The following is an 11346-nucleotide window of genomic DNA, read 5'->3' as shown; positions in this document are numbered from 1 at the left end:
ATGGTCCTGCATCGCGCCGATCGCGCGGAGCTCACCGGCCTCCCGCTCGAGGTGGCACCGCGTCTGCTCGGCGGACGGCTGCGGACGATCGTCGACGGGGATGCGGTGACGCTGCGCATCACCGAGGCGGAGGCCTATCACGGCCACGGCACGGGCGACGTCCCGGACCCGGGCTCGCATGCGCGGATGGGCCGCACGGCGCGCAACGCCACGATGTGGGGCGAGCCCGGCCACCTCTACGTGTACCTCAGCCACGGCATCCATTCCTGCGTCAACGTCGTGTGCGGCCCGGACGGGGTGGCAGGCGGTGTGCTGCTGCGCGCCGGCGAGGTAGTGGAGGGACAGGATGCCGCGGCATCCCGATCCGGCAGGACGGGCCGCGACCTGGCCAGGGGGCCCGGGCGCCTCGGCCAGGTGTCCGGTCTGCGGCATCCGCGCCACGACGGGATCGACGCCATCACCGGCGCCGAGCATCACGGGGCTCTCGCCGAGCTCTGGCTCGACGATCCGCTGGACGAGGTCGCGCGCGGACCGAGGGTCGGGGTCGCGGGCGTCGCCGGGACCGGTGCGTTCCCGTGGCGCTTCTGGATCCCGGGGGACGTCACCGTCTCGCCGTTCCGGTGGGGGCGCGGGGCCGCCGCGGCATCCATGTCGTCCTGAGTGGTCGGAGTGCTCCGAGGGATGCTAGACTGACTCTTTGTCTGCGCACGCTCCTGTGCGCAGTTCGCATGCCGGCCCTCCCGGGCGGCACGCAGACAAGGGATCTTGGGTGAGACCGTCCGGTCTCACGGTATTGAAGGAGTACTCATCATGGCAGCAGTGTGCCAGGTGACCGGTGCTGTTCCCGGCTTCGGTCACAACGTCTCGCACTCGCACCGCCGGACGAAGCGCCGCTTCGACCCGAACGTGCAGAAGAAGACCTACTACGTCCCCTCGCTCGGTCGTAAGATCACGCTCAACGTGTCCGCCAAGGGCATCAAGGTGATCGACGCCCGCGGCATCGAGAAGGTCGTCGCGGATCTCCAGGCGAAGGGTGTGAAGCTCTAATGGCCAAGAAGGCACAGGACGTCCGTCCGATCATCAAGCTCCGCTCGACGGCGGGCACCGGTTACACCTACGTGACCAAGAAGAACCGTCGCAACACCCCCGACCGCCTCGTGCTGAAGAAGTACGACCCGGTGGTCCGCAAGCACGTCGAATTCCGCGAGGAGCGTTGATCCATGGCTAAGAAGAGCAAGATCGCTCGCAACGAGCAGCGCAAGGCGGTCGTCGACCGCTACGCCGAGCGCCGTGCCGAGCTGAAGAAGACCCTCGTCGACCCGAACGCGTCGGACGAGGCCCGCGAGGCCGCCCGCGTCGGCCTGCAGAAGCTGCCGCGCAACGCCTCGCCGGTGCGCGTGCGCTCGCGCGACGCCATCGACGGCCGCCCCCGTGGCGTGCTGACGAAGTTCGGCATCTCGCGTGTCCGCTTCCGCGACATGGCCCACCGTGGCGAGCTGCCCGGTGTGACCAAGTCCAGCTGGTAAGCAGTTCTCGAAAAGGCGGGGTTCTTCGGAACCCCGCCTTTTTCGTGCGCGCAGCCGCCCGTCACAGCGCGGATGCCGCGACGTGCTCCTCGGCCCACGCCAGCGCGTCGTCCGCGATCTGCTCCCAGCCGTCCTGGCTGACGAGGCGATGCGTGCGACCGGGGTACTCCTTGTATTCGACGATCGCCGGGCTGCCGGTGCCCCGGTACTTCGAGACGATCGCCCGTCCGATGGCCGGCGGCACGACATGGTCGATCTCGCCGGTGAGCACCAGCAGCGGAGCGCGATCTGCCCGTGCATAGTCGACGTGCGTCACGCCGTTCTTCTCGTTCAGCACCGAGCTGACGCCCTCGAAGAACACCCGGTTGTAGGAGTTCACCGCATACTCATCCCACAGTCGGTCGGACTCGGCGCGGGAGAGATCGTTGCCGAAGGTGAAGTGGAAGTGGCGCTTGGACAACGGCTTGGCGCCGCGGATGCCGAAGGGATTCGAGAGGATCGGCGTCCCGGTCCACAGCGTCGACAACGGCAGCGTCGTGACCCCCGCGGTCTGGCCGGGGGCCACCCCGACGTAGGCCGCGCCGAGTCCGCGATCGGCGAGCATCTGGGTGATCACGCCGCCGAAGGAGTGCCCCATGATGATGGGCTTCTCGTGCAGCGCGCGGATGATGCGCTCGTAGTGGTCGGCGATCTGCTTCAGGCCGATGCCCTTCAGCGCGGACGGATCGCGGCGGACGTCCTCGACGCTGCGGTCATCGATCCCTGGCCACCCGGGGACGATCACCTCGTGCCCGCGCTCGCGGAACCGTTCCGCCCAGGTGTCCCAGCTCTTCGGCGTCATCCAGAGCCCGTGGATCAGGACGATGGGGGTCTTCGTGGTGTTCATGCTCGTGCTCCTGTCATCAGCGTCCGGCTGCTCCGGACTGCGGTAGATTGATAATAGACAGAACGATCGGTCTACCACAATCTATTCCCGCGGAATCCGTCGATCTCGCACGGGGATGAAACGATGGACCGGAGAGGACCACCGATGAGCACCACGCGACCCCCCGCACGTCCCAGCGCCGCCCGCGCGCGTCTGCTCGACGCCGCGACGAGACTCTTCTACGAGGAAGGCATCCATGCTGTGGGTGTCGACCGCATCATCGCGGAAGCGGGCGTGACGCGCGCGACGCTCTACAAGCAGTTCGCCGGCAAGGAGAACCTCGTGCTCGCCTACCTGGAGGGGGAGGACGCGCTCCTGCGGGGCCTGTTCGACGCCGCAGCCGCCGGCACCTCGGATCCGGAGCGGTTGCTCGACGCCACGATCGGGGGGATCGCGGCCGACGTCCGCCAGCGGCACACCCGCGGGTGCCCGTTCATCAACGCGGCAGCCGAATACCCCGACGCCAACGGTCCGGTGCGAATGCTCATCACCGAGCATCGCGAGTGGTTCCGCTCGACGCTGCAGGCACTGGCCGCCGGCGCGGGGCTCGAGGATCCGGAGGATGCGGCGGGAGCCCTCGTGCTTCTGCGCGATGCGGCACTGGTCGGCGGCTATCTGGACGGCGACGACCGTGTGACCCCGGCTTTCGAGCGCAGCGCGCGGGCGCTCATCGACGCGCACCGTCCGCGATGAGGCTCGACCGCGTGTGACGGAAGTGACGAAAGTGACCCGACACGCCGCCGAAAACGTCAAAACCCGCGAAATGACGCGGAAATGTCGGCCATGGTTGGTACATTCGAGGCGGTCGATCGACCAACGGGGGCATCCCCGCAACCAACAACGCGACGGGATCCTCGTCGCTGGAGGATGACATGGCTGACAAGTCCATCACCAAGACCGAGCTCGTCGCGAGCATCGCTTCCGCCACCGGCCAGAGCCAGGCCGCCGTGTCCGGTGTGCTCGACGCGCTGTTCTCCTCGGTCTCCGACGCTGTTGCCAAGGGCAGCAAGGTCTCGATCCCGGGCTGGATCTCGTTCGAGCAGGTCGACACGGCCGCCCGCACGGGCCGCAACCCGCAGACCGGCGCCGAGATCAAGATCCCGGCCGGCAAGCGCGTCAAGGTGACCGCTGGTTCCAAGCTCAAGGCTGCCGTCAAGTAAGACGCTCCTTCCACGAAGGCCGCTCCCGAGGGGGGCGGCCTTCGTGCGTCCGGCGCTGCCGACCCCGGACGCAGCCGCCTGAGAAGGCGCACTCGCCGCGCCGCGTAGGCTGGAGGGGTGACCACCCCTGCGCGGCGGGTCTCGGCGTATCGCATCGCCGGTCCCGTGATCCTCCTCATCGCCGGAGTGGTCGCCACCCTTCTCGCCCTCGTCTACGGCGGAGCCGCCGAGGCGCCGCGCCTGCTCGATCCCGGCCCGATCGTGCGCTGGGGCCTGCCGTTGGTCAAGATGCTGACCAACGTGACCGCCGCGGTCATGCTCGGCTCCCTCGTGCTCGCGCTGTTCGCTCTGCGACCCGGCACCAAGCCCTTCGAGCGCGCGATGGATGCCACCTCCGCAGGAGCCGCGGCCTTCACGGTCGCGGCCGCGACGAGCGCCTTCCTCACCTTCATGTCGGTGTTCAACCCGACCCTGAGCACCGACCGGCTGTTCGGCGAGCAGCTGGGGAACTTCCTGCTGAACACCGCGCTCGGCCAGTCCTGGACCATCACGACCCTCATGGGCGCAGTCGTCACCGTGCTCGCGTTCGCGTGGCGCACCTGGACGCCGGTGCTGCTGACGGCGATCCTCGCCGCGGCATCCTTCCTGCCTCTGGCCACGCAGGGGCACTCCGGTGACGTCGCCGGCCACAACATCGCGGTCAACTCGATCCTGCTGCACACGATCGGGGCGGCCGTCTGGCTCGGCGGACTCCTGCTCGTCGTGCTGCTGCGGCGCACGCCCGAACTCGAGGTCGCCTCCCTCGTGCAGCGCTATTCCACGCTCGCCCTCGCCGCCTTCGCGGTCGTCGCGGTCTCCGGTCTCGCCCGTTCGGTCGTCGCGCTGGGGGACTGGAGCCAGCTCGCCACGCCCTACGGCGGCATCCTCATCGCGAAGGTCGTCCTGCTCATCGCGATGGGCGCGCTGGGCGCCTGGTATCGCTCGCGTCTCATCCCGAAGCTCTCCGGTGAGCACAGCCGAGGTTGGTTCTGGATGCTAGTGCTGTGCGAGGTCGCCCTCATGGGGCTGGCCTCGGGCGCCGCGGCGGCGCTCGCCCGCACCGAGCCGCCTGCGGGAGACACACCGCCGGCCGTGCGCACGCCGGCCGAGATCCTCACCGATTCACCGCTGCCGCCGGAGTTCACGCTCGACCGCTGGTTCACCGAGTGGAACGTCGACGTGCTCTGGCTCGTGCTCGGCGGTTTCGGGCTGGTGTTCTACCTGGTCGGCGTACGGCGCCTGCACCGTCGCGGGGACCGCTGGCCCATCCATCGCACGGTGTTCTGGGTGTTCGGCGTCCTGCTGCTGATCTGGGTGACCAGCGGAGCGATCAACGCCTATCAGGACTACCTGTTCAGCGTGCACATGATGGGCCACATGCTGCTGTCGATGGCGATCCCGCTGCTCCTCGTCTCCGGAGCGCCCGTCACGCTCGCGCTGCGGGCCATCCGCAAGCGCGACGACGGCACGCGGGGCGGACGCGAGTGGATCATGTGGGCCGTGCACTCGCCCTTCGCCCGAGTCGTGACGCATCCCTTCGTCGCCGCCGGCATCTTCATCGGGTCGCTGTGGGCGTTCTACTTCACCGATCTGTTCCGCTGGTCGATGTATGAGCACCTCGGCCACGAGTGGATGATCGCGCACTTCCTCATCTCCGGCTACCTCTTCGTCATGAGCCTGATCGGGGCCGATCCCGTGCCCTATCGCCTGCCGTACCCGGGGAGGCTCATCACCCTCATCGCCGTCATGGCGATGCACGCCTTCTTCGGCATCGCGATCATGATGCAGACCGGCCTCATGGTCTCGGAATGGTTCGGCGCCATGGGCCGCACCTGGGGGCCCACGCCCCTGGAGGACCAGTACATCGGAGGCGGCATCGCCTGGTCGATCGGGGAGATCCCCACCCTGATCCTCGCGATCACGGTCGCCATCCAGTGGAGCCGGAACGACTCGAAGCTGCAGCGCCGCCGGGACCGTCACGCCGACCGCACGGGCGATGCCGAGCTGGACGACTACAACGCCCGCCTGGCGGAGCTCGCCGCCAAGGACGCCAGGACCGCCGCGCGCGAGGGTCGCTGAGATCAGCCGGTCTGCGGGGACCCGACCCTGATCGACGCCGAACCGTCGCCGAGGATCGTGATGGTGCCGTTGACCTGGAACGGGACGTCCTCCGAGACGTGCTCGACCGAGCCGTCGAACAGCGAGCGGATGTCGACCTCGATGTGCGCCACGGCATCCGTCGCCGGGATCACCCACGACCGTCCGTCCGGTTCGACCGCCACGACCGGCTGCTGGGCGATCGACCACGTGGGCAGATCCTCGATGCGGTTGTGCACCTCGTAGCCGAACGGGCACGCGGTGGGCTGGAGCACCTGCTGGGTGGTGCAGTCCGTGAGGAACTCCTCCACCCGCTGCTGCACGATGTCGACGAACTCCTTCGTCGCGGTCGCGGTGACGTCGACCGGGGTGGCGGTGAGCGGCGCATCCGCGAGGATGCTGACACCGGGCGACTCCGAGATCGGGGTGTCCACCGTGACCGAGTACAGCCCGGGCGTGAAGACGAGAAGAGACAGCGCGGATGCCGGATCGGCACCGGCTCCGGATGCCGAGACCTGGCCGCGCTCGACCGTGAAGCCGTTCACGGCGAAGCGATCGGCGCCGACGAGCGACAGCTGCACGGCGGCGAGCGGGCTCGCGCTGAAACGCCACCGCGGTGCCACGCCGATCCAGCCGTCCTGCTCGACGTGGAAGGTGCTCTGTCCCGGCTGCCCGTTGGCCGTGTACGACACCGTGACGTCGCTGACTCCCTCTTCATAGGACGTCGAGACCACCGCGACGTCGTCGAGGGGAGCGAGGGCCGCCTGGCGCAGCAGCGCTTCCGAGGCCGTGGGGTCGATGCCGGCATCCTCGAGCGTGACCCGGTCGACCGCGACGCCGGGGATGAGCAGGGCGTCCGCGGCGCGTCCCGCGGACAGCAGATCCAGGTAGCGGGTGACGAACGCGGCCGGACTGTAGAACTGCTGGTACAGAGCGGCACCGCCGGCACCGAGCGCGGCGATCAGGAGCACGCCGATCAGGGCGAGGATCGACAGATCGGCCCCCAGGCGCGGGCGCCGGGGCGACCTGGGCGCAGGCTGCTCCATGGCGTCAGTCTATGAGGGGGGTCCTGAGACGAAGCCGAGCGTTGCCGTCGGTGACGCCGACGCGCGACGTACCATGGAGGTCGTGTCCCTCCCCGCCCTCTCCGCCGAACAGGAAGCCCTCTTCCGGCTCATCGAGGACACCGACGACCACGTCTTCGTGACCGGACGGGCGGGTACCGGCAAGTCCACGCTGCTGCAGCACTTCGCGTGGAACACCAAGAAGCAGATCGCCATCTGCGCGCCGACGGGAGTCGCCGCGCTCAACGTCGAGGGGCAGACGATCCACTCGCTGTTCCGTCTGCCGATCGGGCTCATCGCCGACAGCGAGATCGACCAGAACGACGCCACCCGCCGCATCCTGAACGCGATCGAGACCCTCGTCATCGACGAGGTCTCGATGGTCAACGCCGACCTGATGGACGCGATGGACCGCTCCCTGCGTCAAGCGCGGGGACGCCGCGCGCAGCCGTTCGGCGGCGTCCAGGTCGTCATGTTCGGGGACCCGTATCAGCTGGCCCCGGTGCCGCCGCGCGGAGACGAGGCGCGCTACATCCAGGACCATTACCGTTCCTTCTGGTTCTTCGACGCGAAGGTCTGGGCCGGCACGACGCCGGGGGAGGACGACGGGCTGCTCGACCTCGGACGGCACGGGGCCCAGCTGCATGTGCGCGAGCTCATCCACATCCACCGGCAGTCCGACGACGGGTTCAAGTCGATGCTCAACGCGGTGCGGTACGGGCGGGTGACGGCCGAGATCGCGAACGTGCTGAACACGCAGGGTGCCCGGCCTCAGCCGCAGCCCGAGCCGGGCGAGGTGCCCATGATCACGCTCGCCACCCGCAACGACATCGTCAACAGCATCAACCGGCGTCATCTCGCCGCGCTCGGCGGGCGCGAGCAGACCGCGAAGGCGGAGATCAACGGCGACTTCGGTCGCGGGGAGGCGAACTTCCCTGCGGATGCCGAGCTGAAGCTCAAGGTCGGCGCCCAGGTGATGTTCCTGCGCAACGACACCGCCATGGCGGGCGAGCCCCCGCGCTGGGTGAACGGCACCATCGGCACCGTGACCCGCATCATGGGCGGGTCCGTGCGCGTGGAGATCGACGGAGAGGAGGTCGACGTCGAGCCCGCGGTGTGGGAGAGGTACCGGTACGCCTACAACCCGCTGACGAAGACGCTGTCGCGGGACGTCGTCGCGGAGTTCACGCAGTTCCCGCTGCGACTCGCGTGGGCGGTGACCATCCACAAGTCGCAGGGGAAGACCTACGACCGCGCCCTGATCGACCTCGGGTCGGGCGCCTTCGCCCCCGGGCAGACCTACGTGGCGCTCAGCCGCCTGACGTCGCTGGACGGCCTGTACCTCTCGCGGCCGCTGCGGCCCAGTGACATCCGCGTGGACGAGGACGTGCGGCGGTTCATGCGGGCGGCGTGGGAGCGCAACTCCACGCCCGAGGTCCAGGCCTGAGCCGTCCGGTCAGGCGACCGCGCGGGCGCGGTCGAGGTCCTCGAAGAGCTCCGTGTTGAACCGGTAGGCGAGCAGGACCTCCTCGATCACGCGCTCGCGCTCCGCGTCGTTCCACGGCGCCGCATCCAGCTGTTCGCGGTAGACGTCCTTGAACGCCTTCGGGTCGGCGATGTCGTCGAACAGGTAGAAGCCGATGCCGTTGGTCTCGAATCCGAACCGCCGCTGCATGACACGGCCGATGAACACGCCTCCGGACAGGTCGCCGAGGTAGCGCGTGTAGTGGTGTGCGACGAAGCCTCCGGGCCAGGTCGCACCGACCTGCCGGATCCGGTCCACGTAGCGCTGCGTGGTCGGCAGCGGACGGATGAGCTCGCGCCAGGAGGATCCGAGCAGGAACTCGAGGTCGGCTTCGAGCGCCGGGAGCCGGGTCAGTTTGTCGCTGAGGAACACGGACGCCACCGGGTCGCGGCGCATGCGTTCGCCGGCGGCCTCGAGGGCGGCGTAGATGAAGTAGTGCTGCGCGACGAGGGCGATGTAGTCGTCGCGCGAACCCTCGCCCTTGAGGAGGTCGGCCATGAACCCGGCGTGCTCGCTGCGCGAGTGCGAGCCGGAGGAGCGCTCGCGCAGGGCGGCGGAGAAGGACAGGATGGCGGCCATTCCCTCAGTGTAAGGGCAACCTAACCTGACGTGAAGGGCGGATCGGCTCAGCCGTGCGGGCGGGGCTCGACGCCCAGCCGCGCGCACGCCTCGTCGTAGAGCGCGACGACCTCGCGGCGGACGGCCGGACGCTCCGAGATCGGACCGCCGGGCCACGGCACGCGCAACTCCTCCTCGGCATCGCCCCTGGTGATCCGCCAGACTCCCGCCTCGCCGTCGAAGCCGGTCATCCGGGCGGCCGTGACCTCGGAGTCGGACGCCGCTGCGAACGCCCGCGCGATCAGGAGATTGTCGTCGGCGTGATCGCCGTTCATGTGGCGCAGCACAGCCGTGACCACGTCGGCGTCGAAGAGGTGGGGCACGCTCTCACTGTAGGACCTGCAGGGCCCGGGCGGTCGAGGGTGACTTTCAGGATGCGGCCTCTAGACTCTGTGAAGACACCCCGGGAGTGGATACATGCACCTTCTGTCGTCGCGCCGCCGCTGGCGCGCAGCAGCGGCCTCCGCCGTCGCGCTCGCGCTCGTCCTGACGGGCTGCTCCGGTCAGTCGGATGCCACGTACACGCCCCCTCCGCAGGTGGACGGGTCGCTGCCGGACGACATGGTCGCGCAGCTGCAGGACGCTGTGAACAACGCCATGACGGCGGCCGGGGCCTCCGGCGCGATCGTCGGCGTCTGGGTACCGTGGAGCGGGCAGTGGGTGTCGGCGACCGGGACGCAGGCGCAGGGCGACGAGACCGAGGTCACCACGGACATGGCCTTCCGGGTCGCCGACGTGACCCGGCTGATGACGTGCGACGTGCTCTACGGCCTGGCGGACGACGGGGTCGTCGAGCTCGATTCGCCGGTGCCGGATCTCGTGTCGGGCGTCGCGGACCTCGACGACATCACGCTGCTCGACCTGTGCAACGGCACTGGGGGCATCGGCTCCTCCGAGGCCACCGTCAAGAACGCGTGGCTCACGACCCCCGGGCGCGTGTGGAGCCCGCTGGAGCTCGCCGGATTCGGGCTCGGCCGCGCTCCGTCGACGCCGCACACGGCCTGGCGCGAATCCGATGCGGGCTACCTCCTGCTCGGACTCGCGCTGCAGCGGGCGAGCGGCATGAGCGCCGCGGAGCTCATCGAGAAGTACGTGTCCGAGCCGCTGGGGCTGGAGAACACCGGCCTCCCGGGGGCTGCGCCGGCCGCGGCATCCGACGGCGCCGTCCTGCGCGGCAACTACGCGCCGGCGGTCGAGGGCGGATTCAACTGCACCGCGCCCGTCGATGTCAGCGTGGCATCGTCGAGCATGGGCTTCACCGACTCCGGAGCGGTCTCGACGATCGACGAGCTCGGGACGTACATCCAGGCCGAGGCCGCGCAGGCGCTGCGCGCCGAGGGAGCCCAGCCCGAGCGGTTTGGCGCACCGCTTCCCGTGTCGGCGGACGCGCCGTCCTGGTACCAGGCCACCGGCGGCGGGTTCCTCGTCGGCTCGATGATCGGGAACCACGGCTGGACCGCCGGCTACGCCACGGCCGCCTATTCGGACCCCGCGACCGGATTCACGGTCGCGGTGACGCTGAACAACTCGTCCTCCGGCTCGACGATCGCCGCGTGGCTGGCGTGGGAGCTCGCCGCGATCGCGTCGAAGGCTCCGGCCGCCGAGGGCGAGACGGCACCCGAGTTCGGGCTGCCGTTCACCGCCGAGCAGTACCACTCCCAGATCGCCGAACGCGCGATCTGCGTCCCGCCTGCCGGGTGACGTCGCCGTGGCCGACCGCCCGACCGGCTCGCAGAAGGCCGTCGAGACGCTGACCTTCCTCAAGGCGAGGATCACCCGCGGCGACTGGCCGATCAACACCCGCATCCCGCGGGAGTCCGAGCTGATGGCGATGATCGGGGTCGGCAAGTCGACGGTGCGGGAGGCCGTGCGCGCGCTCGCGAGCCAGGGGATGCTGGAGCCGATCAAGGGCGTCGGGACGTTCGTGCGCTCGCGCACCCCGGTGACGGCCGTCGTGACGGACTTCCTGGCCGAGTACGCGCTCGGTGACGTGCTCGTCTACCGCCGTGCGCTCGAGATGGAGGCGGTGCGTCAGGCGGCCGTGCACCGCACGGCCGCGCAGCTCTCACAGTTGCGAGCCGTGTACGAGCGCGATCTCACGGTCACGGCCGGTACCCCGTATGTGCAGGAGCTCAGCGAGACGCCGGGCAGCTTCCACCATCTCGTGTTCGAGGCATCCGGAAACCGCCTGCTCACGGGCCTGTTCGTCGCGGTCATGCCGCTGATCCGGAGCGCCGTGCGCTCCGGACGTCTCGCGCACGGCGCCGACCTCGGCGTCTTCGACGAGGACCACGCCGGCATCCTCGCCGCGATCGAGGCGCAGGACGCCGTGGCCGCCGCGCTGGCGATGGCAGCCCATCTGGATCACGACCTCGTCGTCGTGGACTGAGCG

Annotated in this window: 14 protein-coding genes; 10 read left to right on the top strand and 4 right to left on the bottom strand. The window is 69.5% G+C overall.

Features of this window, described 5'->3' with window-relative positions; genetic code table 11:
• The 4 genes from KYX17_RS18105 (at position 1) to rpsN (ending at position 1526) form a co-directional block, all read left to right on the top strand.
• On the top strand, positions 1-660 hold the full coding sequence (locus tag KYX17_RS18105) for a DNA-3-methyladenine glycosylase (protein ID WP_243228356.1): 660 nt from the start codon (positions 1-3) through the stop codon (positions 658-660).
• A 150-nt stretch (positions 661-810) separates the two neighbouring features.
• Positions 811-1047, top strand: a complete 237-nt coding sequence (gene rpmB / locus KYX17_RS18100; protein ID WP_243228355.1) for a 50S ribosomal protein L28 — start codon at positions 811-813, stop codon at positions 1045-1047.
• Positions 1047-1217: a 50S ribosomal protein L33 gene (gene rpmG / locus KYX17_RS18095; protein ID WP_046014935.1), complete on the top strand. Its 171-nt coding sequence runs from the start codon at positions 1047-1049 to the stop codon at positions 1215-1217. Before rpmB ends, rpmG begins: the two co-directional genes overlap by 1 nt.
• A gap of 3 nt (positions 1218-1220) precedes the next feature.
• Positions 1221-1526 carry a 30S ribosomal protein S14 gene (gene rpsN, locus KYX17_RS18090; RefSeq protein WP_243228354.1) on the top strand — a complete coding sequence of 102 codons (306 nt, stop codon included), beginning with the start codon at positions 1221-1223 and terminating at the stop codon, positions 1524-1526.
• 61 nt (positions 1527-1587) lie between these two features.
• Here the strand turns inward: rpsN and KYX17_RS18085 are convergent, their stop codons facing one another.
• Complete coding sequence (locus KYX17_RS18085) at positions 1588-2412, bottom strand: alpha/beta hydrolase (protein ID WP_243228353.1); 825 nt, start codon at positions 2410-2412, stop codon at positions 1588-1590.
• A gap of 144 nt (positions 2413-2556) precedes the next feature.
• Here KYX17_RS18085 and KYX17_RS18080 point away from each other — a divergent pair, with 144 nt between their 5' ends.
• From KYX17_RS18080 to KYX17_RS18070, 3 genes are all read left to right on the top strand, one after another.
• Positions 2557-3144, top strand: coding sequence for a TetR/AcrR family transcriptional regulator (locus KYX17_RS18080; protein WP_243228352.1), 588 nt, complete (start codon positions 2557-2559; stop codon positions 3142-3144).
• Positions 3145-3323: 179 nt separating this feature from the next.
• Positions 3324-3611, top strand: coding sequence for an HU family DNA-binding protein (locus KYX17_RS18075; protein ID WP_243228351.1), 288 nt, complete (start codon positions 3324-3326; stop codon positions 3609-3611).
• Positions 3612-3728: 117 nt separating this feature from the next.
• Complete coding sequence (locus tag KYX17_RS18070) at positions 3729-5729, top strand: cytochrome c oxidase assembly protein (protein WP_243228350.1); 2001 nt, start codon at positions 3729-3731, stop codon at positions 5727-5729.
• A gap of 2 nt (positions 5730-5731) precedes the next feature.
• Here KYX17_RS18070 and KYX17_RS18065 read toward each other — a convergent pair whose 3' ends face one another.
• Positions 5732-6793 carry a hypothetical protein gene (locus KYX17_RS18065; protein ID WP_243228349.1) on the bottom strand — a complete coding sequence of 354 codons (1062 nt, stop codon included), beginning with the start codon at positions 6791-6793 and terminating at the stop codon, positions 5732-5734.
• 73 nt (positions 6794-6866) lie between these two features.
• On the opposite strand from KYX17_RS18065, the gene KYX17_RS18060 reads away from it, so the two are divergent.
• On the top strand, positions 6867-8258 hold the full coding sequence (locus tag KYX17_RS18060; protein ID WP_249223809.1) for an AAA family ATPase: 1392 nt from the start codon (positions 6867-6869) through the stop codon (positions 8256-8258).
• A gap of 9 nt (positions 8259-8267) precedes the next feature.
• On the opposite strand, the gene KYX17_RS18055 is transcribed toward KYX17_RS18060, so the two are convergent.
• Together KYX17_RS18055 and KYX17_RS18050 are read right to left on the bottom strand one after the other, a co-directional pair.
• The gene (locus tag KYX17_RS18055; RefSeq protein ID WP_243228347.1) at positions 8268-8915 is read right to left on the bottom strand and encodes a heme oxygenase (biliverdin-producing); all 648 of its coding nucleotides are present in this window, start codon (positions 8913-8915) and stop codon (positions 8268-8270) included.
• A 47-nt stretch (positions 8916-8962) separates the two neighbouring features.
• The gene (locus KYX17_RS18050) at positions 8963-9277 is read right to left on the bottom strand and encodes a DUF2470 domain-containing protein (RefSeq protein ID WP_243228346.1); all 315 of its coding nucleotides are present in this window, start codon (positions 9275-9277) and stop codon (positions 8963-8965) included.
• Positions 9278-9371: 94 nt separating this feature from the next.
• On the opposite strand from KYX17_RS18050, the gene KYX17_RS18045 reads away from it, so the two are divergent.
• Both KYX17_RS18045 and KYX17_RS18040 read left to right on the top strand, forming a co-directional pair.
• The gene (locus tag KYX17_RS18045) at positions 9372-10655 is read left to right on the top strand and encodes a serine hydrolase (protein WP_243228345.1); all 1284 of its coding nucleotides are present in this window, start codon (positions 9372-9374) and stop codon (positions 10653-10655) included.
• A 7-nt stretch (positions 10656-10662) separates the two neighbouring features.
• Complete coding sequence (locus tag KYX17_RS18040) at positions 10663-11343, top strand: FadR/GntR family transcriptional regulator (RefSeq protein WP_243228344.1); 681 nt, start codon at positions 10663-10665, stop codon at positions 11341-11343.
• Positions 11344-11346: the final 3 nt, after the last annotated feature.

The organism is Microbacterium sp. CIAB417 (genome assembly GCF_022788845.1).
The sequence above is the reverse complement of the archived record's forward strand: the minus strand, read 5'-3'. Positions and strand labels throughout refer to the sequence as shown.

Coding starts and splice junctions, on each gene's coding strand:
- KYX17_RS18105 (WP_243228356.1), top strand. CDS start 1: ATGGTCCTGCATCGCGCCGATCGCGCGGAGCTCACCGGCCTCCCGCTC.
- rpmB (WP_243228355.1), top strand. CDS start 811: ATGGCAGCAGTGTGCCAGGTGACCGGTGCTGTTCCCGGCTTCGGTCAC.
- rpmG (WP_046014935.1), top strand. CDS start 1,047: ATGGCCAAGAAGGCACAGGACGTCCGTCCGATCATCAAGCTCCGCTCG.
- rpsN (WP_243228354.1), top strand. CDS start 1,221: ATGGCTAAGAAGAGCAAGATCGCTCGCAACGAGCAGCGCAAGGCGGTC.
- KYX17_RS18085 (WP_243228353.1), bottom strand. CDS start 2,412: ATGAACACCACGAAGACCCCCATCGTCCTGATCCACGGGCTCTGGATG.
- KYX17_RS18080 (WP_243228352.1), top strand. CDS start 2,557: ATGAGCACCACGCGACCCCCCGCACGTCCCAGCGCCGCCCGCGCGCGT.
- KYX17_RS18075 (WP_243228351.1), top strand. CDS start 3,324: ATGGCTGACAAGTCCATCACCAAGACCGAGCTCGTCGCGAGCATCGCT.
- KYX17_RS18065 (WP_243228349.1), bottom strand. CDS start 6,793: ATGGAGCAGCCTGCGCCCAGGTCGCCCCGGCGCCCGCGCCTGGGGGCC.
- KYX17_RS18060 (WP_249223809.1), top strand. CDS start 6,867: ATGGAGGTCGTGTCCCTCCCCGCCCTCTCCGCCGAACAGGAAGCCCTC.
- KYX17_RS18055 (WP_243228347.1), bottom strand. CDS start 8,915: ATGGCCGCCATCCTGTCCTTCTCCGCCGCCCTGCGCGAGCGCTCCTCC.
- KYX17_RS18045 (WP_243228345.1), top strand. CDS start 9,372: ATGCACCTTCTGTCGTCGCGCCGCCGCTGGCGCGCAGCAGCGGCCTCC.